Source organism: Novosphingobium sp. BL-S-20 (genome assembly GCF_055521635.1).
In genome coordinates, this window is sequence record NZ_CM145494.1 from 2156481 (window position 1) to 2179616 (window position 23136).

At 65.6% G+C, this 23136-nt stretch carries 24 protein-coding genes and 2 tRNA genes; 18 read left to right on the forward strand and 8 right to left on the reverse strand.

The window, feature by feature from the left end:
- The first annotated feature begins 99 nt into the window (after nt 1-99).
- The 6 genes from ACZ1II_RS17695 (at nt 100) to ACZ1II_RS17720 (ending at nt 3805) form a co-directional block, all read left to right on the forward strand.
- Nucleotides 100-678 (forward strand): NifU family protein, encoded by a 579-nt coding sequence (locus tag ACZ1II_RS17695; RefSeq protein WP_465144921.1) that lies wholly within the window; start codon nt 100-102, stop codon nt 676-678.
- A gap of 8 nt (nt 679-686) precedes the next feature.
- Entirely contained in the window at nt 687-1349 is a 663-nt protein-coding gene (gene tsaB / locus ACZ1II_RS17700; RefSeq protein ID WP_465144922.1) for a tRNA (adenosine(37)-N6)-threonylcarbamoyltransferase complex dimerization subunit type 1 TsaB, read from the forward strand.
- 7 nt (nt 1350-1356) lie between these two features.
- Nucleotides 1357-1815: a GNAT family N-acetyltransferase gene (locus ACZ1II_RS17705; protein WP_465144923.1), complete on the forward strand. Its 459-nt coding sequence runs from the start codon at nt 1357-1359 to the stop codon at nt 1813-1815.
- A gap of 164 nt (nt 1816-1979) precedes the next feature.
- Complete coding sequence (locus ACZ1II_RS17710) at nt 1980-2432, forward strand: Ros/MucR family transcriptional regulator (protein ID WP_465144924.1); 453 nt, start codon at nt 1980-1982, stop codon at nt 2430-2432.
- A gap of 145 nt (nt 2433-2577) precedes the next feature.
- On the forward strand, nt 2578-3015 hold the full coding sequence (locus ACZ1II_RS17715; protein WP_147215419.1) for a Fur family transcriptional regulator: 438 nt from the start codon (nt 2578-2580) through the stop codon (nt 3013-3015).
- 94 nt (nt 3016-3109) lie between these two features.
- Entirely contained in the window at nt 3110-3805 is a 696-nt protein-coding gene (locus ACZ1II_RS17720) for a lysophospholipid acyltransferase family protein (protein WP_465144925.1), read from the forward strand.
- Between the two features lie 206 nt (nt 3806-4011).
- Here the strand turns inward: ACZ1II_RS17720 and ACZ1II_RS17725 are convergent, their stop codons facing one another.
- Complete coding sequence (locus tag ACZ1II_RS17725) at nt 4012-4674, reverse strand: hypothetical protein (protein WP_465144926.1); 663 nt, start codon at nt 4672-4674, stop codon at nt 4012-4014.
- 67 nt (nt 4675-4741) lie between these two features.
- Here ACZ1II_RS17725 and ispH point away from each other — a divergent pair, with 67 nt between their 5' ends.
- The 4 genes from ispH to ACZ1II_RS17745 are packed head-to-tail and all read left to right on the forward strand — an operon-like array spanning nt 4742 to nt 8311.
- Nucleotides 4742-5728 carry a 4-hydroxy-3-methylbut-2-enyl diphosphate reductase gene (gene ispH, locus ACZ1II_RS17730; protein ID WP_465144927.1) on the forward strand — a complete coding sequence of 329 codons (987 nt, stop codon included), beginning with the start codon at nt 4742-4744 and terminating at the stop codon, nt 5726-5728.
- 15 nt (nt 5729-5743) lie between these two features.
- Nucleotides 5744-6733 carry a homoserine kinase gene (thrB, locus tag ACZ1II_RS17735; protein ID WP_465144928.1) on the forward strand — a complete coding sequence of 330 codons (990 nt, stop codon included), beginning with the start codon at nt 5744-5746 and terminating at the stop codon, nt 6731-6733.
- Complete coding sequence (gene rnhA, locus ACZ1II_RS17740; RefSeq protein ID WP_404914377.1) at nt 6730-7167, forward strand: ribonuclease HI; 438 nt, start codon at nt 6730-6732, stop codon at nt 7165-7167. Before thrB ends, rnhA begins: the two co-directional genes overlap by 4 nt.
- A 10-nt stretch (nt 7168-7177) precedes the next feature.
- Nucleotides 7178-8311 carry an FUSC family protein gene (locus ACZ1II_RS17745; RefSeq protein WP_465144929.1) on the forward strand — a complete coding sequence of 378 codons (1134 nt, stop codon included), beginning with the start codon at nt 7178-7180 and terminating at the stop codon, nt 8309-8311.
- 197 nt (nt 8312-8508) lie between these two features.
- Here the strand turns inward: ACZ1II_RS17745 and ACZ1II_RS17750 are convergent, their stop codons facing one another.
- Both ACZ1II_RS17750 and ACZ1II_RS17755 read right to left on the reverse strand, forming a co-directional pair.
- Nucleotides 8509-9591, reverse strand: coding sequence for an NAD(P)/FAD-dependent oxidoreductase (locus tag ACZ1II_RS17750; protein WP_465144930.1), 1083 nt, complete (start codon nt 9589-9591; stop codon nt 8509-8511).
- A gap of 6 nt (nt 9592-9597) precedes the next feature.
- The gene (locus ACZ1II_RS17755) at nt 9598-10587 is read right to left on the reverse strand and encodes an alpha/beta fold hydrolase (RefSeq protein WP_465144931.1); all 990 of its coding nucleotides are present in this window, start codon (nt 10585-10587) and stop codon (nt 9598-9600) included.
- 110 nt (nt 10588-10697) lie between these two features.
- Between ACZ1II_RS17755 and ACZ1II_RS17760 the strand changes: the two genes are divergently transcribed.
- The 7 genes from ACZ1II_RS17760 to ACZ1II_RS17790 all read left to right on the forward strand — a co-directional run bounded on the left by ACZ1II_RS17760 (nt 10698) and on the right by ACZ1II_RS17790 (nt 18052).
- Nucleotides 10698-11396 (forward strand): A24 family peptidase, encoded by a 699-nt coding sequence (locus ACZ1II_RS17760; protein WP_465144932.1) that lies wholly within the window; start codon nt 10698-10700, stop codon nt 11394-11396.
- Between the two features lie 98 nt (nt 11397-11494).
- Nucleotides 11495-12517: a Flp pilus assembly protein CpaB gene (gene cpaB, locus ACZ1II_RS17765; RefSeq protein WP_465144933.1), complete on the forward strand. Its 1023-nt coding sequence runs from the start codon at nt 11495-11497 to the stop codon at nt 12515-12517.
- A gap of 59 nt (nt 12518-12576) precedes the next feature.
- Nucleotides 12577-14094 (forward strand): type II and III secretion system protein family protein, encoded by a 1518-nt coding sequence (locus ACZ1II_RS17770; RefSeq protein ID WP_465144934.1) that lies wholly within the window; start codon nt 12577-12579, stop codon nt 14092-14094.
- A gap of 14 nt (nt 14095-14108) precedes the next feature.
- Nucleotides 14109-14750, forward strand: a complete 642-nt coding sequence (locus tag ACZ1II_RS17775; RefSeq protein ID WP_465144935.1) for a CpaD family pilus assembly protein — start codon at nt 14109-14111, stop codon at nt 14748-14750.
- A 3-nt stretch (nt 14751-14753) separates the two neighbouring features.
- Nucleotides 14754-16028, forward strand: a complete 1275-nt coding sequence (locus ACZ1II_RS17780) for a pilus assembly protein CpaE (RefSeq protein WP_465144936.1) — start codon at nt 14754-14756, stop codon at nt 16026-16028.
- 29 nt (nt 16029-16057) lie between these two features.
- Nucleotides 16058-17029 carry a type II secretion system F family protein gene (locus ACZ1II_RS17785; RefSeq protein ID WP_465144937.1) on the forward strand — a complete coding sequence of 324 codons (972 nt, stop codon included), beginning with the start codon at nt 16058-16060 and terminating at the stop codon, nt 17027-17029.
- A 9-nt stretch (nt 17030-17038) separates the two neighbouring features.
- Complete coding sequence (locus tag ACZ1II_RS17790; protein WP_465144938.1) at nt 17039-18052, forward strand: type II secretion system F family protein; 1014 nt, start codon at nt 17039-17041, stop codon at nt 18050-18052.
- A 3-nt stretch (nt 18053-18055) separates the two neighbouring features.
- On the opposite strand, the gene ACZ1II_RS17795 is transcribed toward ACZ1II_RS17790, so the two are convergent.
- The 3 genes from ACZ1II_RS17795 to ACZ1II_RS17805 all read right to left on the reverse strand — a co-directional run bounded on the left by ACZ1II_RS17795 (nt 18056) and on the right by ACZ1II_RS17805 (nt 21762).
- Nucleotides 18056-19441 carry a hypothetical protein gene (locus tag ACZ1II_RS17795; RefSeq protein ID WP_465144939.1) on the reverse strand — a complete coding sequence of 462 codons (1386 nt, stop codon included), beginning with the start codon at nt 19439-19441 and terminating at the stop codon, nt 18056-18058.
- A gap of 189 nt (nt 19442-19630) precedes the next feature.
- On the reverse strand, nt 19631-20239 hold the full coding sequence (gene folE, locus ACZ1II_RS17800) for a GTP cyclohydrolase I FolE (RefSeq protein WP_465144940.1): 609 nt from the start codon (nt 20237-20239) through the stop codon (nt 19631-19633).
- Complete coding sequence (locus tag ACZ1II_RS17805) at nt 20236-21762, reverse strand: phospholipase D-like domain-containing protein (protein WP_465144941.1); 1527 nt, start codon at nt 21760-21762, stop codon at nt 20236-20238. Before ACZ1II_RS17805 ends, folE begins: the two co-directional genes overlap by 4 nt.
- Before the next feature lie 397 nt (nt 21763-22159).
- Between ACZ1II_RS17805 and ACZ1II_RS17810 the strand changes: the two genes are divergently transcribed.
- Nucleotides 22160-22765, forward strand: a complete 606-nt coding sequence (locus tag ACZ1II_RS17810; protein WP_465144942.1) for a hypothetical protein — start codon at nt 22160-22162, stop codon at nt 22763-22765.
- Between the two features lie 146 nt (nt 22766-22911).
- Here ACZ1II_RS17810 and ACZ1II_RS17815 read toward each other — a convergent pair.
- Nucleotides 22912-22988 (reverse strand) — tRNA-Arg (locus ACZ1II_RS17815).
- Between the two features lie 57 nt (nt 22989-23045).
- A tRNA-Arg gene (locus ACZ1II_RS17820) sits at nt 23046-23122 on the reverse strand.
- Between the last annotated feature and the right edge of the window lie 14 nt (nt 23123-23136).

Sequence of the window (23136 nt, forward strand, 5' to 3'; positions counted from 1 at the left end):
ATAAAAGAGCCGGATTGCAGCCTTGTTCCCGCGCCGCGCAAAGTCAATTGCAGCTTGTGGACTTGACCCTATCCCCGCAACACCTAAATCGCGTGGACCATGTACATCGAAACCGAAGCCACGCCCAATCCCGCCACGCTCAAGTTCCTGCCCGGACGGCAGGTCATGGCAGCAGGCACCCGCGAATTCACCTCGCCCGAGGACGCGGAAGCCTCGCCGCTGGCACAGGCGCTGTTCGACCTCGGTGACGTGACCGGCGTGTTCTTCGGCCAGGGCTTCGTCTCGGTGACGGCCGCGCCCGGCGCCGAATGGTCTGATCTCAAGCCGCAGGTCGTCTCGATCCTGCTCGACCATTTCGTGTCGGAAGCCCCGCTCTTCGCGGGCGGCGACGCCAGCGGCTTCTCGGTTCCGCTCGAAGAAGACACCGATTACGGCGACGATCCCGCCGATGCCGACATCGTCGAGCAGATCAAGGACCTGATCGAGACCCGCGTGCGCCCGGCCGTTGCCAACGACGGCGGCGACATCGTCTATCGCGGCTTCCGCGACGGCGTGGTCTACCTCGCGATGCAGGGCGCCTGCTCGGGTTGCCCCTCGTCCAGCGCAACGCTCAAGCAGGGCATCGAAAGCCTGCTCAAGCACTACGTCCCCGAAGTCACCGAAGTCCGGGCCGCCTGATCGCCCGCATGACGGAGAAGACAGGAGAGCCGTTCATCGGCCGGACACTGGTGATCGATAGCGCGACCGAGGCCTGCTCGGTCGCGCTTTTCGATGAAAAGGCACTTGTTGCGGGTGACTTCCGCATGCTCGGGCGCGGCCATGCCGAAGCGCTCGTGCCGATGATCGCCGCCCTGCCCGATCGCGGCCGTGCGGCGCGGATCGTCGTCGCGCTCGGCCCCGGCAGCTTCACCGGTGTGCGCGTCGGCCTCGCCGCCGCAAGGGCGCTGGCATTGGCCTGGGGTTCCGAGGTTCTCGGCTATTCGACCCTCGCCATGGTCGCCGCTATCGCCCGCGATCAGGCTGGCGCCGTACCCGTGGGCGTAACCATGACCGGCGGCCACGGCGAATGGTTCACCGAGAGCTTTGCCGCAGACGGCAGCCTCACCCACCCCCTCGCCTCCCTGCGCCCCGAAGACGCCGCCGCAAGCATGACCGAAGAGGTCATCGCGGGCACCCAGGCCGAAGCGCTCATCGGCCGGCGCGGACACGGCACGGCCCTCGCAGTCTGGCCCGACGCCCGCGCCTTCCCGCTGCTTCCAGAACATGCCCTGCTGACCGATACCCGCCCGCTCTATGGCCGCGCACCCGACGCGCGCCTGCCCGGCGGACTTCCCGGCCCGCAAAGTTGAAACCGCGATGACCGACGATCTCGACCGGATCATGGCCGTCATGGCCAGTGCATTCGACCCGGCCTGGGGCGAAGCCTGGAACCGCCGCCAAGTCGACGACGCGCTGACGTTCGGAAACTGTCACTACTTCCTCATCTCCGCCCAAGGAAAACCCGTCGAAGCGGAAGAGGAAGCCGCTGGATTTTCTCTGTCCCGCACCGGCTATGAAGAAGAGGAGCTGCTGCTTCTTGCAGTGGCGCCCGAATATCGCCGTATGGGACTGGGGCGCTCCCTACTGGATGCGCTCAAGAAGGCCTCTTCGCAGCGCGGTGCGAAACGCCTTCTGCTTGAAATGAGAAGAGGAAATCCCGCAGAGCGACTCTATTCCAACATGGGCTTCTATCAGATCGGCGAACGCAAGGACTATTATCGGTTGCTGCACGGAGAAAGGCTCGATGCCCTGACCTTTGCTTGCGACATCGACTGAACTTTACACCGACTATTGGAAAATCATTTTCTGTTACAAGTGTCACAATTAGGGACGACTTTTTATAGACCTTGTATTCCCGAACGAAATGGTCCAGAGCGACTATGCAGGGCTTAAATGGCTCGCGGGTTCCAGAAATGGAAATAATAAAGAGGTCGTATAAAATGGAAAACATTCAGGCTGACGCCAACGAGACGCTGATCACGCTCACGTCCGACATCGTCGCTGCTCATGTCAGCAACAACAATGTCAACGTCGAGGACCTGCCTTCGCTCATCACCAACGTCTACGGCGCTCTCGCCGGGCTTGGTGGCACCCCGGTCGTCGAAGAAGAAAAGCCGGAACCCGCCGTTTCGGTTCGCGCTTCGGTGAAGCCGGACTACATCGTCTGCCTTGAGGACGGCAAGAAGCTGAAGATGCTGAAACGCCACCTCATGACCCACTACAACATGACCCCGGAAGAATACCGCGCGCGCTGGAACCTGCCCGCCGACTACCCGATGGTCGCCCCCAACTATGCCGAAAAGCGCCGCGAACTCGCGAAGAAGATCGGCCTGGGTCGCAAGCCTAACGCCAAGCGCGGCCGCAAGCCCAAGGCTGCTCCCGCCGCTGCCTGATTTCGCCGCCTGACGGCACGGAAAAACGCATCCAAGAGCGAGACCGATTTCCACAAGAGGAATCTCCGGCGACGTTCACAGGTTGTGATTAAAGGCACGGCGGCCTATCTAGGTTGCCGTGCCTTTTCATTGATACGGGTCAAACGTGAATCAACCTATCGACCTCGAAGCGCTCTGCGCCGAACGCGGCCTTCGGATCACCGAACAACGCCGCATCATCGCCCGCGTGCTCTCCGAGAGCACCGACCACCCCGACGTGGAAAAGCTCCACGAACGCGCCACCGCGCTGGACCCGGGCATCTCGATCGCCACGGTCTACCGCACCGTCCGCCTCTTCGAAGAAGCCGGCATCCTTGACCGTCACGACTTCGGCGACGGCCGCGCCCGCTACGAAGCGGCACCGGAAGCCCACCACGACCACATGATCGACGTCGAATCCGGCCAGGTCATCGAATTCGTCGACCCCGAACTGGAATCGCTGCAGCGGCAGATCGCCGAAAAGCTCGGCTTCCGTCTCGTCGACCACCGCATGGAACTCTTCGGCGTGCGGATCGATCGCGAGGACGGCGAAACCCGCAAGTGATCGCCGTAAAGTGATTTCGGGGCCTCCGGCCACGGCAATCCAACCAAAAAGGCGGATCGCGCTCCGGGCCTGGCCCCTGATCGCGATCCGCCTTTTGGCGTTGTTGCTCCTGCTCATCGCCTGCGTTCCTGCCTACTACCTGCTCGCGCCCTTCAAAGCCCGCAACCCGGTGCCCCGGCAGTTCCTGAAACTGGTCGGCACGATCTCGGGCCTGCGCGTGACCACGCAGGGAATGCGACCTGCCTCAAGCACATTCTTCCTCGCCAACCACCTGAGTTGGCTGGATATTCCCGCCCTCTCCGGAGCAACCGGAACCGCCTTCATCGCCCATGACGGACTGGCAGGCTTCACACCCCTGCGCTGGCTCTGCTCACTCAACGACACCGTCTTCATCGCACGCCACCGCCGCAGCACCGTGGCCGCGCAAGTCGAGCAAGTGCGCAAGGCCCTGAGCGAAACCGGCGCGCTAACGATCTTCCCGGAAGGCACGACCTCCGCCGGGGACGAACTGCTGCCCTTCAAGTCATCACTGCTCTCTGCCATCGGCACGGACGATACCGGCCTCACTGTGCAGCCGGTCTGGCTCGACTACGGCAAGGACGCCGCCGAAATCGCCTGGGTCGGGGAAGAGCCGGGCCTCGATAACGCCCTTCGCATTCTGGCCCGCGCAAGACCTCTGCGCGTGACTTTGCACTTTCTGCCGCCGCTGGTTGGCGAGGAGCGGGGTGATCGCAAGGCCATGGCGCGGGGGGCGCAACTGGCGGTCGAGCGAGCTAGTGGGGAAGAATAAAGAATAAGCAGGGGAGCATAGCCCCCCTGCACCCCCATTATCGTCTAGGTCGGGTGCCGCCTATCCGTTCCGCGCCCATGGCTGCGTCGGGAGACTTATTGGCTGCGCCGCAAGGAGCGCACACCGGATAGGTCGTGCGCACCGTCGCCAATTCCGAGGGTCTGGGGGATCATCCCCCAGGACTTCTCTTTTCTTGAATTCTTGAATCAACGCGTAGCGTTATAAGCCAGCTGCGCCTCATCCAGCTGGAACCCGACCAGCACCTCGAAGCTCGAACGCGCGACCGCCGCCTTCACGGTCGGATCCGACAGCGGATCGACGGCGGCATCGGCGTCACCTGCCTTGCGCTTACGGGTAATCTTCTCGCGGATATCGGCGGGCAGCGTGGCGGCGGCGCGGTCGATGAAGGCCGAGCCGACAGCGTGGAACTGCGCGCGGTCCTGGCCGTCCGCGAAGTTGAGCGTAACGTGGCCGACGCGCTTGGAGATCACCGCCGAGCCGCCCTGGAGCACCGAGACGAAGTAGGGCAGCGTCACCTGGCGAGCGCCCTGCTTGTCGTTGCGGCGGGCGAGAACGTCGAATTCGACTTTCGCGGTGACTTTATCGCCGACCTGTTCGTTGCAGGTGGTGCGCACGTTGGTCATCGCCGCTTCGAGGTCGATATTGGCCGCCGTGCGATCGTTTGCCACGCGGAACAGGGTCATGTCGCCGGTGTAGTCGGGAATGCCCACGGCCGGGCAAGCCGAGCGCACCGAAGTGATGCCCACGCCCGAATCGACCACGATCTCTCCCTTCTTGGCGCAGCCGCTGAGCGCGGTCACCGCGGCGGCGGAGCAGAGGACAGTGGCAGTCAGGCGGCGTGCATTCATCGTGAGGTTCCTCGAAGACGTCGGCTTGCCCTAGCGGCGCAAGCGGCAAAGCGCTAGAGGCCCATTCATGAACGCGCCCTTTCCGTCTCCGAACCCGTCCTCTTCCGGCCCCTCTTCAGGCAGGCCCCTGCGCCTCCTGATCGCGGCCCCGCGCGGCTTCTGCGCCGGTGTCGATCGCGCCATCGAGATCGTCGAGCGCGCGCTCGAAATCTACGGCGCGCCGGTCTATGTGCGGCACGAGATCGTGCACAACAAGTTCGTGGTCGATAATCTGAAAGCCAAGGGCGCGGTCTTCGTGGAGAGCGTCGATCAGGTGCCGGACGGGGTGCCGGTGATCTTCTCGGCCCACGGCGTGCCCAAGGCGGTTCCGGCCAAGGCCACCGCGCGCGGCCTCGAATGGCTGGACGCGACTTGCCCGCTCGTTAGCAAGGTGCACCGCCAGGCCGAACGCCAGATCGCAGACGGGCGCCACATCCTCTTCATCGGCCATGCCGGGCACCCGGAAGTGATCGGCACTTTCGGGCAGGTTCCCGAAGGCAACATGACCCTGATCGAGACCGTCGAGGACGTCGCCAAGATCGAGGTCCCCGCCGACCGCGAACTCGCCTATCTGTCGCAGACCACGCTTTCGGTGGACGATACCGCCGCCATCATCGAGGCGATCCTCGCCCGCTTCCCCGCAGTCGTCGCGCCGAAGCAGGAAGACATCTGCTACGCCACCTCCAACCGTCAGGGCGCGGTGAAGCAGATCGCGCCCGACTGCGATCTGGTGCTGGTGATCGGCTCGCCCAAGAGTTCCAATTCGCTGCGCCTCGTCGAAGTGGCCGAGCGCGCCGGTTCGCGCGGACAGATGATCCAGCGCGCGACCGACATCGAACCGGAATGGCTGGCCGATATCGCGACGCTGGGCCTCACCGCCGGGGCCTCGGCGCCGGAGGAACTGGTCAACGAAGTGATCGCGCGGATCAAGGAACTGCGCGAAGTCGAATCCGAGGAACGGGTGACCGCCGAGGAAACCATCACGTTCAAGCTGCCCCGCCAGCTCGCCCGCTAAGGAACACTCTACCTCATGGCAGTCTATACCCGGCTCGGCGCGGAAGAGATGTCCGCGATCATCGAGACCTTTGGCGTCGGCACGCTGGTTTCGGCCAAGGGCATCGCCGAGGGCGTGTCCAACAGCAACTGGCTGATCGAGACGCAGCAGGGCGATGACGCCCACCGCTTCATCCTGACGGTCTACGAGAGCCGGACGGACATTTCCGACTTGCCTTTCTTCCTCGACCTGCTCGACCACCTCGCCGCCCGCGACTGCCCGGTCCCGCGCACCATGCATGACAAGGGCGGCGCCAGCCACCGCTTCATCGGCGAGGGCGAAAACCGCAAGGCGCTGGCGCTGATCGAGTTCCTGCCCGGCGTTTCCGTCTCCGAACCGACCCCGGCGCAGGCCCGCGCAGTCGGTGCCGCACTTGCACAGATCCACCTCGCCGCCGCCGATTTCGGACAGTCGCGCGCCAACTCGCTCGACTTGCCCGCATGGCAGCAACTGCTGGGTGACTGCACCCGCGAGGGGCTGGAATCGATCGATCCGGACCTCGGCGCTCTCGTCGAACGCGAACTCTCCGAACTGGCAGGCCAGTGGCCCTCCGACCTGCCGAGCGGCGTGATCCATGCCGACCTCTTCACCGACAACGTGCTGATGCTGGGCAGCAAGGTCACCGGCCTGATCGACTTCTATTTCGCCTGCACCGATCTCTTGGCTTATGACGTCGCCGTCACCCATGCTGCGTGGTGCTTCAACAACGACGGCACCGCATTCCAGCCCGAGCTGTCGCGCGCGCTGATCGAAGGCTACGAGGCCGTGCGCCCGCTTTCCCAGGCCGAACGCGCCGCCCTGCCGCTGCTCGCGCGCGCTGCGGCGATCCGCTTCCTCGCGACACGTGCCTACGACTGGCTCAACACACCGGAAGACGCGCTCGTCACGCCGAAAGACCCCATGGCCTTCGCAAGACGACTTCAGTTCTATGCAGACCCTGCCAATTCCGGGATATTCGGCGCATGAAGCAGGTTCAAATCTTCACCGACGGCGCCTGCAAGGGTAACCCCGGCCCCGGCGGCTGGGGCGTGCTTTTGCGCATGGGCGTCCACGAAAAGGAAATGTCCGGCGGCGAACCGGACACCACCAACAACCGCATGGAGATGACCGCCGTCATCAAGGGCCTCAACGCCTTGACCGAACCCTGCGAGATCACGCTCCAGACCGACAGCAAATACGTGATCGACGGTATCACCAAATGGGTCCACGGCTGGAAGAAGAAGGGCTGGGTCAACGCCAGCAAGCAGCCCGTGCGCAATGCCGATCTCTGGCACGACCTGATCGAGGCGGTCGCCCGCCACAAGGTCCACTGGGAATGGGTGCGCGGACACTCCGGCCACGCCGAGAACGAGCGCGTCGACAAGCTCGCCAGCGACGCGGCGGTCGCCGCAGGCAAGTAACGGGAGCGCAATGCCCGCTTCCGAACCCCGCCTGCCCTCCTTCCCCGTCATCCGGAACCGCCTGCGCGAAGAAGCCCGCGCCCTCGTGACGCCCGGCCCGCGGATGGCCGACGAATGGGCCTGCGTCGCCTCGGTCATGCTGGCGATTCTCTTCGCCCACCTGATCGGCGCGAAAGTGGTGGCCTGGGCTGCCTTCACCGCTTTCGTCCTGCTCAAGAGCGAGACCGCCGAAACGCTCCTTCGCGGCGTGCTGCGCATTGCCGGGACCGCGATCGGCTCGCTGCTGGCGCTGGCCATCGTGCCCTACGCCGCCCACTCGCTGCCGCTCGCCATGGCCAGCGCCGCGCTGGTCGGCGCCGTTGGCCTCTACGGCATGATCACCGCCCGGCGCGCCTATGCCTGGCTGCTGTTCGGCCTGACCTTCGAGATGATCCTGCTCGACAAGCTGGAACACCCAGACCTCGACACCATCCACTTCGCCCAGACCCGCCTGCTCGAAGTCCTCGCGGGCACCGTGGCCTGCGTGATCGTCAGCCTCGCCGCCGCCACGCTCTCCGGCAAGAAGTGGCTCGCCGGACGCAAGCCCGCGCCCGAGCGGATGAAATGGCACCCCCACGCCGCCCGCCACGCGGCGCAGGCGGGAATCGCCATCGCCGTGCTCCCGGTGCTTCACGCCCTGTTCCAGCTGCCGCAGATGGCCCAGGCCGCCGTCACCGTGATGGCCGTGATGATCGTGCCGGTGAGCGGCATCGGCGCGAGCGGCTTCGCCCCCGTCACCCGCCGCCTGCTCCAGCGCACGCTCGGCTGCCTCGCGGGCGGAGGCCTCTCTCTGGCGGTCCTGCTCCTCGCACAAGGCAGCGCACCGGTGCTGATCGCAGGGACCTGCCTCGGCATCGTCATCGGCAGGCATATCGAGAACGGCCTGCCGAACGTGACCTACCTCGGGCTTCAGTTCACCCTCGCGCTGCTGGTCGTACTGGTGCCCGACTCCTACGCCGACGCGGAAATCATGCCCGCGGTACACCGCCTTATCAGCATCTTCGTCGGGATGGCGGTGCTGGAGCCGGTGCTGCTGGTCTGGCACTTCATCGCGCCGGGGCGGAAGGTGAGCGGGGCTGGTCCGCAGGCTGAGAATAACGAGTGAAGGAAAGTGAAAGCAGGGGAGCATAGCCCCCCTGCACCCCCATTACCGTCTAGGTCTCACCCAGCCTATCCGTTGTGCGCTCATGGCTGCGTCGGGAGACTTATTGGCTGCGCCGCAAGGAGCGCACTTCGGATAGGTCGTGCACAAGGTCGACATTCCGAGGGTCTGGGGGATCATCCCCCAGGACTTCTACTTCCCTAAAACCTTCCCGGCCCGAACGGCAGAGGATCAACCTCCCCCCCGTCCTGCCCCAGCAACAACGCCGCCCCCAGCACCGCCGCAGCGGGCGCCGTCTGAATACCGAAGCCGCCTTGCCCCGCGAACCAGAAGAACCCGCTGCATTCAGGGTCGAAACCATAGACCGGCAGCCGATCCTGCGCGAAGGAGCGCAGCCCCGCCCAGCGGTGCTCCACGCGCAGGACCGGGCGGTCCACCACCTGCTCGAACCTGTCGATAGCGAGCGCCACGTCGATTTCTTCCGGCGCGGCGTCACAGGGGGAGCTGGGCGTTTCATCGTGCGGGCTGAGCCAAAGACGGCCGCTTTCGGGCTTGAAATAGAACCCACCCGCAACATCGAGAACGAGGGGCAGCGTATCCGGCGCAGCAGGCTCGATCGCAACTTGGGCGATCGTGCGGCGATAGGGCGCGATGCCGAGCGGGCGGACGCCCGCCTTGCCTGCCACCGCATCGGCCCAGGCCCCTGCCGCGTTCACAAGCACGTCGCAGGTCACGCGGCGCCCGTCGGCCAGCGTGAGCGACCAGCCGCCCGGCACCCGCTCGACCGCAGCAAGTCCCGCGCGGCACCAAAGCGCCACACCTGCTTTGCGGGCGGCGGCCAGGTAATGCTGGTGAAGTCCCGCAACGTCGATATCGCAGGTGCTCGGCTCCAGCACGCCGCAGGTCCATTCGGGCTTGAGATCGGGGATGCGCGCGGCGATGTCGGCGCGGTCGAGTGTCGATACCTCGATGCCGACGCCGCCGTAGGTCTCGGCGAAAGCGGCGATCTCGCGCTCCTGTCCGGTCTTGCCGATCGTCAGTGCGCCGCGCGGGGTCAGCACGCCGAGGCGGTGGAGTTCGGGACCGGAGGCGGTGGTCAGCGGTTTGACTTGCGGGCCGCCGTAGCTTTCGGTCCAGAATGCAGCGGAGCGGCCGGTAGCGTGATAGCCGGGGCGTTCCTCGGCCTCGATCACCAGCACCCGCGCCTGCTCTCCAATCCGGGCGGCCAGCGAGGCGCCTGCCATTCCGGCGCCCACAATGACGATATCGAACCTGCTATCCATAGGGGGTCAGCCCCTAACGGGCGCCGTCCGGTTCAGGAAGTCCCGAATGGCCGCGAGTGTCCGATCGCGGACCGGATCGCTTTCGCGCAGGAGTTCGTGGCGCGCTTCGTGACCGAAGGCCAGGAGTTCGGCATGCGGCAGGCGGCGGGCGGCGCGCCGGATCGCGGGCCAGGAGACGAGGCCGTCATAGCGCGTGGCCAGCAGCAGCACCGGCACTTGCACCGCTTCGAGCACGCCTTTGCCGTCCAGCAGGCGAATCGAGGCGAGCGCCCGTTCGATCCAGCCCCAGCTGGCCGGTCCCATGGCGATGCCGGGGCGGCGGCTGCGCCACCAGTCCTCGTCGGCGTAGCGGCCCTTGTCGTGGGTCAGCAGCCGCGAGCGGGCCTGCGGCAGGACTGCGGGTTTCTCGCTGTGCTTCCAGGCGGGGCGGCGCGAATCGCCGAGCCGGACGATCCCGCGCGCGATGGTGTGGAGCAGCCCCGGCGGCACGCGGGCCGGGTGAATGCCGAGCATCGGCGCCGAAAGCACGAGCGCATCGGGCGTGACCTTCCCTTGCGCGACGGCGCGCATCGCGAGGTGGCCGCCCATCGAATGGCCGATCAGGACATGCGGTCCCGGACGCTTTGCGGTCCAATCGCGCCAGAAGGCGGCGAGATCCTCGATCCAGATGTCGAAGTCGGGAACATGGCCGGTGGTGGCGTCGAAACCGAAGCGGCCGCTGAGCGCCTGTCCGCGCCAGTCGATCGAGCTGACTGCCCAGCCTTCGAGATGCCATTGCTCCAGCGTTTCCAGCCACTTCTCGTAAGTATCTCCGCGCCCCGGCAGGAACAGGATCGAGCCGCGCGCTTCCGTACCGCCGTGAGTCGTGGCAGGCCAGTCGATCCGGCGCAGCGGCTCGGGGCCGCTCGGGCCGGTCCAGAAACTCTCGACGACGCCTTCGGGAATCGTCCGGCGCGCCTTCGCCGCCTCGCGCGCGATTTCGCTGAGGGAGGGCATGCTCTTGGTCGCTTGGATGGTCACTTGGCTGACGTAGCCTTCGATTGTGTGGTTACTGTTTGGTAAGCGATATCCGCTAGATGAGGCCCCGGCCAAGGGGGAACTCACGAATGCCGAGCGGAGCTTTTTCGTATGCATTGCTGCTGGCATTGGCAATCGCCCTGCTCACTGCGGCCTTCACCGATCTCAAGCGCCGGGAGATCGACAATACGCTCAATCTCGGGATCGCGCTGGCTGCACCGTTGTGGTGGTGGTCGCTCGGCTTCGGCTGGAGCGACGTGGCCTGGCAGCTCGGGCTGGCCCTGCTGACTTTCGTCATCGCCTGCGTGCTCTTCGCGCTGCGCCAGATGGGCGGCGGCGACGTCAAGCTGCTTGCGGCGCTGGCACTGTGGTTCGCGCCGGGCAGCTTCGGACAGGTTATCGTGCTGATGGCGATGATCGGCGGCGGCGCCTCGATCGCGATGGCCGCCTTCAACATGGAACGCATTTCCGGCGAGAAGCTGCGCGACGCGCTCGGCTGGGTGGTTGCGCTCGGCTGGGTCTGGGCCGCGGCCTGCGTGGTCTATGCGCTGGCGACACACCAGCCGGTGATTTCCTCCGCCCATCTCGATGCGGTCCACAAGGCCCTGCCGCAGGCCTGGATGCTGGCGCTGGCGACGCTTGCACTGGTGATCGTGTTCCTGCTCGGCTTCCGCCACATCATGCGCCGACAGAAGTCGCGCCTGCCGATCCCTTACGGCGTCGCCATTTCGGCCGCCGCCCTGTGGGTCATGGGCGAACAGGCGCTTTCCAGCCCACTCGTTGGGTGAACCCGATTTTAACCAATTTACGCGATTGAACACATACTTGCTGCCGGGATCTCGAATGGGGGAATTCGGACTCGGAGCTCATCAGGGGTCGCTTAGACATGGATAGGAAGAAGCTGGTGCTGCTGGTTGCCGCGCTGCTGATCGCAGTCGTCACGGCAATGGGTGCCCGCTCGATGTTCGCCGGTTCCGCCGCGCCGCAGGCGCAGGCCGTGGCGACCGCCCAGCCGACCGGGCCGAAGGTCCTCGTCGCCCAGCGCGCGCTGCCGGTGGGCACGATCATCACCGCCGACGCCGTGTCCTATCAGGACTGGCCGAAGGAACTGGTGAAGGACGCCTACTTCATCGACGGCCAGGCCGACATGCAGAAGCTGCTCGGCACCGTCGTCCGCTTCCAGATCACGGCGGGCCAGCCGGTGACGCAAGGCGCCCTCGTCGCGCCGGGCGACCGCGGCTTCCTCGCCGCCGCGCTGGGGCCGGGCATGCGCGCCGTGACCATTCCCGTTTCGGCCAAGACCGGCGTGGGCGGCTTCGTCTTCCCCGGCGACCACGTCGACCTCGTGCTGACCCAGCAGGTCGCCGGCAGCGACGGCGGCCAGGCCCTGCGCGCCTCGGAGACGATCCTGCGCAACTTGCGCGTGCTCGCCACCGACCAGGCCACCGACAACGAAGTGGTGGACGGCAAGACCGTGGTCCACGCCTTCAGCACCGTTACGCTCGAAGTCACCCCGCGCATCGCCGAAAAGGTCGCCGTGGCGCAGGAGATCGGCACGCTCAGCCTCTCGCTGCGCGCCATTGCCGACAGCCAGGGCGAGTTCGAGCGCATCCTCGCCAGCGGCGACGTGAAAGTGCCCGAAGGCGCGACCCGCGCGCAGGAAGAGCAGCTCATGCGCAATGCCCTGAACCGCCCGATCGAAGGCAGCTCCACCTACATGACCGGCGGCGATGTCTCGCGCTTCCAGCGCTCCAGCCGCCCGGCAACGGGTCCGGAAGTGGCGGCCCGCACCGCTGTCGCCAGCGCACCGCAAGGTCCCTCCCCCGCCGTCGCACCCGTCCGCACCGGGCCGGTCGTGCGCGTCACGCGCGGCAAGGAGACCACCGAAGAATCCGTGGGCGGCCATTGATGACTGCCCGCCCGCCCATGCCAGACATTGGTCGCATCCATTCGCTGAAGGTCCACCCGATGCAAACGCGCCTTCTCAAGTCCTTGCTTGTCGCTGCCTGTGCGCTGGCACCTCTGACGGTCGCCGCTCCAGCGCAAGCCCAGTCGGTCGTGAACCCCGCGCAGGACGTCTCGCTGTCGATCGGCAACGGCCAGCTTGTCAATGTACCCGGCACCATGGCTGACGTCTTCGTCGCCAACGACGCGGTGGCCGACGTACAGGTCAAGTCCGCCCGCCAGCTCTACGTCTTCGGCAAGGCGGGCGGCACTACCACCGTCTATGCCAGCAATGCGGCGGGCGCCGTGATCTGGTCCGCGACCGTGCGCGTCGGCTCCAACCTCGACAGCGTGGACGCGATGCTGCGCCTCGCGATGCCCGAGGCGAAGATCGGCGTCTCGACGATGGGTTCCAGCACTTTCCTGCTGACCGGCACAGTCAAGACACCCGAAGATGCCGCCGAAGCCGAACGCCTCGTGCAGGCCTATGTCGGCAAGGACGCGAACGTTATCAGCCGTTTGCGCCAGGCCACGCCGCTTCAGGTCAACCTGCAAGTGCGCATCGCCGAAGTCAGCCGCTCGCTGGTGAAATCGCTGGCGGTGAACATGTCGACCATCGACAGCTCCAGCGGCTTCAAGTTCGGCCTTGGGCAGGGAACGATCACGCAGCACTCGCCAGGCCTCCCCATGGGCGTGGGCGGTTCGGTGGAAGTCACCCTTCCCGACGGCACCAAGGTCCCCGGCTCCAGCGTAAGCACGGCATCGGCAGGCAGCACGCTCGCGGCGGCCGGAAAGCTGTTCGGCGTGAACATCCTCGGCTCGCTGGATGCGGGCGAGACGGTGGGCCTCGTCACCACGCTTGCCCAGCCCAACCTCACAGCACTCTCGGGCGAAACCGCCGAATTCCTCGCGGGCGGCGAATATCCCATCCCGATCAGCCAGGCCCTCGGCACGACCTCGATCGAGTTCAAGAAATACGGCATCAGCCTCAGCTATTCGCCGACCGTGCTGGCGAGCGGCCGCATCTCGATGCGGGTCCGCCCCGAGGTTTCAGAACTGTCCAGCCAGGGCGCGGTCAACTTCAACGGCTACGAAGTGCCCGCGCTCACCGTGCGCCGCACCGAGACGACCGTGGAACTTGGCTCCGGCCAGAGCTTCATGATTGCCGGGCTGCTAAGCAACAATTCGCAGAACACCATTCAGAAGCTGCCCGGCGCCGGCGACCTGCCGATCCTCGGCTCGCTGTTCCGCTCGACCAGCTATCGGCGCGGCGAGACCGAACTGGTCATCGTCGTCACGCCCTATCTCGTTAATCCTGTGGATGCGTCGAAGATCGCCCTGCCGACCGACGGCTTCAATGCGCCGAACGATCTCCAGCGCGTGCTCGGCAATATGGAAAGCGACGGCGTCAGCGCCAGGAAGCGGCCCGAACCCACCACGGAGGGGGCCTCCAGCGGGCCGAGCGTCGGCGATGCCGCGACAGGCAAGCCCGCGAAACGCTCCGCCGCCGATACCAGTCCTCGCCCCGGCTTCAGCCTGTGAGAAAGATGCCTCCCATGCCTATCCGCCCCCGTCTCGCCGCCGGATCGCTGGCGCTCTCGCTCGGCCTGCTGCTGGCAGGATGCGGCGGGATGCCGACCAATCGCTCGATGAACAGCGTCCATCAGCCGGTGGTCGAGCGCGTCAACTACACGCTCGACGTACGGACTGACGGCGCAGGCCTCGGCTCGGGCGAGCAGGGCCGCCTTGCAGGCTGGTTCGAAGCCATGGGCCTGAAGTACGGCGACCGAGTCTTCGTGGACGATCCTTCCGCCAACCCAGCCGTGCGCAGCGCCGTGGAAGCCGTGGCCGGGCGCTACGGCCTGACGCTGGCCGAAGGCGCGCCGGTGACGGACGGCTATGTCGAGGGCGGTAATGCACGGATCGTCGTTGCGCGCTCGAAAGCCTCGGTTCCGGGTTGCCCGGACTGGTCGGCGCGCAGCGACTTCAATCCCAACAACGGCCTGACCAGCAACTACGGCTGCGCCACCAATGCCAATCTTGCAGCGATGGTCGCCAATCCGGAAGATCTGGTCAACGGCGCCCAGACTACCGGCGAGACCACGGTGATGAGCGCGACCAAGGCCATCGACGCCTATCGAAAGGCCGATCCGACCGGCGGCAACTCCGTCAAAGAGACCTCCAGCAAGGCAAACTGAGCCATGAACGCACCCTGGAAATCCGGCGGCCCCGGCGGCCGCGACCAGTTCGCCGCCTATATGTGCGATGAAGCCTCGCTCGACGTGCTGCGCCCGATCGCGCTCGAAATGGGCTGGCAGCCGGAGAAGTGCAACAAGGGCGGGCTGCGCAATGCCGTCCAGTCGCTATCGATCTCCGCCAGCCCGAACATCCTGCTCGTCGATCTTTCGGAAAGCGGCGATCCGCTGAACGACATCAATGCCCTGGCCGAAGTCTGCGAGCCCGGCACGGTCGTCATCGCCGTCGGCCAGGTCAACGACGTACGGCTCTACCGCGACCTGCTGGCCAGCGGCATTCACGACTACCTGCTGAAGCCCCTCTCGCCCGGCACCGTGCGTGACACCCTCGCCCAGGCCCAGGCAGTCTTCGCCGCGCCGCGCGTGCAGGACGGCGCCGCCGCCAAGTCGCATATCTCGACCGCGGTGATCGGCACGCGCGGCGGCGTCGGCGCCTCGACGCTGGCGACCTCGCTCGCCTGGCTGTTCAGCGCTGACGACAAGCTGCCGACCGCCCTGCTCGATCTCGACATCCATTTCGGGACCGGCGCGCTCTGCCTCGATCTCGAACCAGGACGCGGCCTCACCGACGCGATCGAGAATCCCAGCCGCATCGACGGCCTGTTCATCGAGCGCGCGATGATCCGCGCCAACGACAACCTCGCGATCCTCTCGGCCGAAGCGCCGATCGGCACCCCGCTGATGACCGACGGCTCGGCCTTCCTCCAGCTGGAGGAAGAATTCCGGCAGGCCTTCGAGATGACCGTGATCGACATGCCGCGCAACATGCTGATCAACTTCCCGCAGCTCGTCGCCAACGTGAACGTGGTTGTGCTTGTGGTCGAACTGACGCTGGCCTCGGCGCGCGACGCGATCCGCATGCTGTCCTGGCTCAAGTCCCATGCCGCCCATGCCCGTGTGATCGTGGTCGCCAACAAGGTCCAGCCGAGCCTCGCCGAGATCACCAAGGCCGATTTCGAAGCCTCGATCGAAGCATCGCTGCAACTCTCGATCCCCTACGACCTCAAGGCCGCATCGATGGCCGCGAAGCTCGGCCAGACCTTCGCCGACACCAACCGCAGCAATCGCGCGGGCGCGGCCATGCGTGACCTCTCGCGTCTGATCCTTGAGGAAACCGGCGGCACTGCAAATGCAGCAGCCGTAAAACCCTCACTGCTCGGCAAGCTCGATCTCAAGGCCTTCATGGGCAAGGCCGCGAAGAAGGAAGCCGCGACCCGCTGAGGGCGCGCAAGGGGCCTCGGGAGTCGGCGATGAACATGATGCAGCTTCTGCTGGTGGCGGTCGGCCTGCTGAGCGTGGCGGCGCTGTTATGGACCGCCTTTGCCGGTCCCTCGCCCGCCAAAGAATCGACCCGGCGGCTCAAGTCCGTCCGCTATCGCCATTCACAGAGCACCACCGACCGCGTCGAGGCGCAGATGCGCAAGGCCGTCGCCGCGCGTCGTCCCAAAGTCCACAAGATCGCCGGTTCCGGATCGCGTATCGACGCGCTGGCGCTGCGCCTGCATCGTTCGGGCGCAAGCTGGACGCTCAATCGTTACCTCTCCGTCTCGGCAGGCGTGGGCGTTGCCGTCTTCCTGCTGACACTGCTCAAGACCGGCGCGCTGCTGCTCGCGCTGGCCTTCGCCCTGTTCGTCGGCCTCGGCATTCCGCATTTCGTGCTGAACAAGATGATCGCGCGTCGCACCAATGCCTTCAACGGCAAGTTCCCCGATGCGATCGAACTGCTCGTGCGCGGCCTGCGCTCCGGCCTGCCGGTCACGGAAACGCTGGGCGTCGTCGCCAAGGAAGTGCCCGGCCCGGTCGGCGAGGAATTCAAGCTCGTCACCGAGCGCATCAAGATCGGCAAGACCATGGAGGACGCCCTCCAGGAAACCGCCGACCGCCTCGACATTCCGGAATTCAACTTCTTCTGCATCACCCTCGCCATCCAGCGCGAGACGGGCGGCAACCTTGCGGAGACGCTCGCGAACCTGTCCGACGTGCTGCGCAAGCGCTCGCAGATGAAGCTCAAGATTCGCGCGATGAGTTCGGAATCGAAGGCTTCCGCCTATATCGTCGGCGCCCTGCCTTTCATCGTCTTCTTCATGATCTGGTGGATCAACCCCGGCTACATCGGCAAGTTCTTCACCGACGACCGCCTGACCGTGGCCGGTCTCGGCGGCGCGATCTGGATGGGGATCGGCGCCTTCATCATGGCCAAGATGGTCAGCTTCGAGATCTGAGCGAGAGACATGCCAGACCAACCCGCCGGTCCCACCCTTCTCGGTTTCGACGTGATCTTCGTCGGCACGCTGCTGGCGATGGTTGCCGCTGCTGCCGTCATGCTGGCGATCTATGCCGCTGTTACCGTGCGCGACCCGATGGCCAAGCGCGTGAAGGCACTGAACCAGCGCCGCGAAGCGCTCAAGGCCGGGATCGCCACCGCGCCGCGCAAGCGCCAGAGCGTCGTGCGGCGCAACGAGACGACCGACCGCATGGGCGCCTTCCTCGGCGCGCTGAAAGTGCTCCAGGACAGCCAGCTGCGCGTCATCGAGCAGAAGCTGGCGCAGGCGGGTATCCGCAACAAGGAATGGGCGGTCGCGGTCGTCTTTGCGCGCCTCGTCGCACCGATCGTGCTGGGCGGCACAGCCGCACTGGTGATCTACGGGATCGACTATTTCCCGCAGTGGAGCAGCTTCAAGAAGTTCATGGGCTTCGCCGCGATGCTGATCGCCGGCTACAAGGGACCGGACATCTTCATCAAGAACATGGTCACCAAGCGCACCGATGCGATCCGCAAGGGCCTGCCCGACGCGCTCGACCTGCTGGTGATCTGCGCCGAGGCGGGTCTGACCGTCGATGCCGCCTTCGACCGCGTGGCCCGCGAACTCGGCCGCGCCTATCCGGAACTGGGCGAGGAATTCTCGCTGACCTCGATCGAGCTTTCGTTCCTCACCGAGCGGCGACAGGCCTTCGAGAACCTTGCCTACCGCGTCGATCTCGATGCGATGCGCGGGGTCGTGACGACGATGATCCAGACCGAGCGTTACGGCACCCCGCTCGCCTCGGCGCTGCGCGTACTTTCTGCGGAATTCCGCAACGAGCGCATGATGCGCGCCGAGGAAAAGGCCGCGCGCCTGCCCGCGATCATGACCGTGCCGCTGATCCTGTTCATCCTGCCGACGCTGTTCGTGGTCATTCTCGGCCCGGCAGCCTGTTCGATCGCCGACGCCTTCTCCGACGGGGGACCAGGAGCCGCAAAGTAAAGCTCAGCGCCGCCGGGGAACGTAGACCAGCACCCCGTCCGGCCCGCGATAGATCCGCTGCCAGCGCCGCGAGCGGGCCAGTTCCATGGCCAGTGGCGCATTGTGCTCTTCCTGGATCACGAAAGCGGCGGGATGCCACTTGGCGATGACATCGACGAGCGGCACGTAGCCGTTCTCGATCCCGCCGTTGTACTGCCATTCCTCCCGCGCATAGCGGTAGTAGCGACCGTCGTAGGCCACGCGCCAGTGCGGCCATCCGGCATCGATCACCGCGCCGCCGAACGGAAAATCGGCATAGACGGTGCCGCGAACGCCCTGCTTCTTGAGATAGGCGACCGCGCCGAGCGGAATGTTCGGCGCGAAATGGGTCGGCACGACGAACGGCATCGCCATGCCGACGAGAACCACCGCAGCGACGGTCAGCCTGCGCGTGTCGCCGCTTTCGGCTTCATCCCGACCCGCCGCGCGCGCGATGACCGGCACCATGGCGACGGCCCAGAACAGCACGAAACGGTAGGCCGTCACCGTCAGGACGAACAGCGCCAGCGCCACCAGAAGTTCGCCAAGATCGAAGCGTCGCCCCTTGCGCGCGAGCAGGAGCAGTGCGGCTAGAGCCGTCATCACCACCGGCACGGCGTTGAGCCAGTTCCCTTCGATCCACAGCGGCCGCCATTCGCTGGCGCCGATGGCAAGGCTCATCTCGGCATTGGTGGCGGAGATCGCCAGCACCGATAAGCCGTCCGGCGTCGCGAACATCGCCGCCACCGCCACGACCGTCAGGACCGCCGAGGCTATCGGCAGCGCCCGGCGGCGATCGCGCAGCCATGCGAGACCACCCGCCGCCGTATGCAGACCCAGCGCCAGAACGCCAACACTGACCGAGGGATGAAGGTTCTGCCAGAGCACCAGTAGCGGCGCGCCAAGCGCAATCGTCGTCGCCGTCCGCAAATTCAGGCGTTGCAGCGCCAGCAGCAGGCCGAAGCACAGCGCGGCATAGCTTTGGGGCCGAATGCTAGCGGTCGGCAAGGCGGCGGCGAAAGCGAGGACAAGTGCCAGAGCCACCGCCATCCGCGAGGCACCGCGCCAGCGGCAGGCCGCTGCAACGGCCCAGAACCCGCCGAGCCAGCACAGCGCATCGTAGACGCGCAAGGCCCCCCAGCCACCATGACTGCGCACGAAAGCCATGCTCGCCTGCGCCAGCCAACCGACTGCGGGAAGCGGCTCCCCGAGATGGAGAGCGGCAAACGGCTCGCGCCAGACCGGACCGCCGCGATCGAGAATGATCTCGCCCAGCTTGAGCTGCCAGAAGATATCGACGTCCCAGACGCTTCGAAACAGCAAGGCCGCCAGCATCGCCGCAGGCACGAGCGCCAGGAACCATCGGGACACGCGCCCGCCGGCTTCCGTTTCAGCGCCTTCGATCCGTCCGCTCACTCTATCCCCCGAAGCCTATGCGCCAGCCTTCAGCAGAAGTCTCCGCGTCCGATCCTGCTTTCGCAGCGCGGAGGACTCTTCAAGCCCCCCGCGTTCGAAACCCGTGCGAAAACGGGGATAATTGCGCCGGAATTCAGAAGCGCATCAGTAGCCCATCAGGCTCAGCACTTCCTTGCGGCTGCGCTCGTCGTCGAGGAACGTGCCCATCATGCGGCTGGTGATCATGCTGACGCCCGGCGTGCGCACGCCGCGCGCGGTCATGCAGGCATGGCTGGCCTCGATCACCACGGCCACGCCCTGCGGCTGGAGATGGTCCCAGATGCACTGCGCCACTTCGGCGGTGAGGCGCTCCTGGATCTGGAGGCGGCGCGCGAAACCGTGCAGCACGCGGGCGAGCTTCGAAATGCCGACGACATGGTCCTTCGGCAGATAGGCGATCGCTGCCTTGCCGATGATCGGGGCCATGTGATGCTCGCAGTGCGACTGGAACGGAATGTCCTTCAGCAGCACGACTTCGTCGTAGCCGCCCACTTCCTCGAACACGCGGCTGAGGTGGATAGCCGGGTCCTCGCCATAGCCCTGGCAATATTCCTTCCACGCGCGCGCCACGCGCTTGGGCGTGTCGAGCAGCCCTTCGCGCGACGGATCGTCACCCGCCCATTCGATCAGCGTGCGAATCGCGTCCTGAACGTGTTCGGGGACGGCCGGCTTGCCCAGCGGGTTGTCCTCGTCGGGACCGTCTAGGCTGCTCATCCCTTCTTACTCCTTCGCAATCTGTCCATGAGGCGCAGCCGCATGAGCTGCCCCTTGCGGCGGAAGAGACCGCGCCGCTCGATCGGCTCGAACATCTCACCGGGACGTTCCGGATCGAGCAGAGCACTTTCACCGAGCGCTCTTTCAGCTTCGGACAGATGTTTCAAGGGCAAGGGTTCGAGATGTTTGCCCGAGCGCACAAGGCTTTCTATGGCCCCCAGCATGGAACCTTGGCGATCCAGCGCCGCCACGATGGTCTCCTCGGTCACGCCGCAGTGCTCGGCCAGCAGGCGATGGCGCAGGCCAGTGATCGCCGGAGAGACATGGCGGTTCGCCGGACGCGCCGCGTCGATGAACACGTCGCACTCGGAATCGAGGCCCATCGAGCGGTTGTTCATATTGGCCGAACCGACCCGCAAAATCTCGTCGTCGACGATCATCAGCTTGGCATGGACGTAGATCGGCGTACCGTCCGAGGTGACCGGATAGAAGATGCGGAAACGCCCGGCATGATCGGCATTGTTCAGCGTGCGCACGAGTTCGACCCGCGCAGTGTCCATCGCGATCTGTTCCAGCCAGCCGTCGGCGGTCAGCGGATTGATGATGACGAATTCGGGCGGATCGTCCTCCAGCAGGCGCTCGCAGATCGCCTCGGCTATCGCGCGCGAGGCAAAATACTGCGTCTCGGCATAGATGAACCGCTTCGCCCGCCGAATCTGCTCGACGAACAGTTCCTCGATCTCGCTGACTTGCGGGCACTCGCCATATTCCGCGCGGGTGCGGGCGATGCCGATCTCGACGTTCTCGAACTCGGCCCGCAGTTCGTCCGGCCAGGGGCTGAAGTCCTGCGGCGCGCAAGGCGCCAGTTCCGCGCCGCCCGCGACCTTCCAGCGCTCGCGCCCGAGATCGCCCAGCGCCGCCGCCACTTCGCCTTCCATCACCATCGTCACATCGTGCCACGGGCCGTAGAGCCTGCCGGTCGGGCGCCGACGCCGGCTATCGTTCGGCAAGTGATCGGGCGTATCCCAACGGTCGGAGGTCATGTCGATCCCGCCGCAGGCCGCAAAGACATCGTCGATCACCACGATCTTCTGGTGATGGCTGCATCCCACCGGATGGGCGGCGTCGAACTTGAAGTCGATTCGCTTGCGCAAGGCCCAGCGCACGAGATCGACCAGCATCGTGCCGCGAAGCAGCGACTTCATCAGCGAAAGGTTCCACTTGAGCAGCAGAATCTCGAGCCGCGGATTGCTCTGGACGAGGTAGACGATGAAAGACCCCAGCCGCGCCGGAAACCGCTTGCGCCGTCCGCGCTGCCACCAGCGCCGCCCTTCCGAAAGCAGGATGCGGGAATCGAAATCCCAGCCGATCATGAAGATGCGCTGCTGCGCATCCTCCATGATGCCGCGCATCAGCTCGAAATAGTCCGCCGCGTCGATCACCACATAGGCGCGCTTCGCCATCGCGTAGCGCCAGACCGATGGCGACACCGCCCATTCGCCGTTAGCCGATTCCTTTATCATTACCCGCCTTGCTGGATCACCCGTTGCAGCGGATCAAGCGTTCAGATGAACGAGAGTTCCCTCCCCCATTTGTCCGACAGCAGGCACAGCCTGCCGCCCTCCGGAAAGCGAAATGGCGGATTTCCGCCATTTCGTCGTAAAAAAGTGCCATTTTGACGGTTGATCCGGCACCATTCAGGGGCCATTCCGTTTCGCAGGTGCAACATGCACCGTTAGCCCTGCTCCAATTCTTGTCGCATGGGAGGCGGAGCGGGTTTCCTGCCTTCGGGTCGGAACAAAACGTCCGGGTCGTCATTTTTCCGGACCACCATTCATGCTCCCGCGCGTGCGACTGCGTGCCGGGAGCCCCCGAGCCGGGGACCGCAAGGTCGGTTCCCGCATCGAGAAGGAGTACGCCATGAAGAAATCTCTCATCGCCGCCGCGATTGCCGCCGCGACCCTGTCCCCGGTTGCCGTCATGGCACAGGGCACGGCCGCGACCGCTGCCGCCAACCCGACGGTGGGCGCCAAGGTCTATGGCCCCGATGGCTCCGAAGTCGGCACCGTGGAAGCGGTGCAGAGCGGTGTCGTTACCGTCAACACCGGTGCCGCGCGCGCCGGCCTGCCGGTCGCTTCCTTCGCGACGCGTGAAAAGGGCCTGACGATCGGCATGAACAAGGCCGACCTCGAAGCCGCCGTGAACGGCGCCAAGGCCGAGAGCAGCGCCGAACTCGCCACTGCCTTCGTCGCCGACAAGCCGATCAAGAGCAGCGACGGCGTCGTTCTCGGCACCGTTACCAAGGTCGAGGGTGAAGACGTCTTCGTCACGCTCAGCAACGGCTCGGTGGCCCAGCTCAAGAAGTCCTACTTCGGCCTCGGCGCCGACAAGTCGCTGACGCTTGGCATGACCGCCACGGCGTTCAACTCGCAGCTTCAGGCCAGCGCCGGCGGCCAGCCGGGTGCCGACGCCCAGGCCGCGCCTTCGGCCACTGCCGGTGCAGCTGAGACGCCCAGCGGCCAGTAAGCGTCTGTAAAGGAACGAATCGGAAGGGCCGGGAACGCAGCCGCGTTTCCGGCCCTTTTCATTTGCCGCTATCGACAGAAGCCGCCGCAAACGAAAAGCCCCGCCGAAGCACTGGGCTTCGTGGGGCTTTTCGTGTGTTTGGCAAGTGGTGCGCCCGGAACGATTCGAACGTCCGACCCTCAGATTCGTAGTCTGATGCTCTATCCAGCTGAGCTACGGGCGCACAATTTGCCCTATGTGGTGCCATTTCCGCTTCCAGGGAAAACCCTCGAAGGAGAAATGGTGCGCCCGGAACGATTCGAACGTCCGACCCTCAGATTCGTAGTCTGATGCTCTATCCAGCTGAGCTACGGGCGCAAATTTCATTTTCC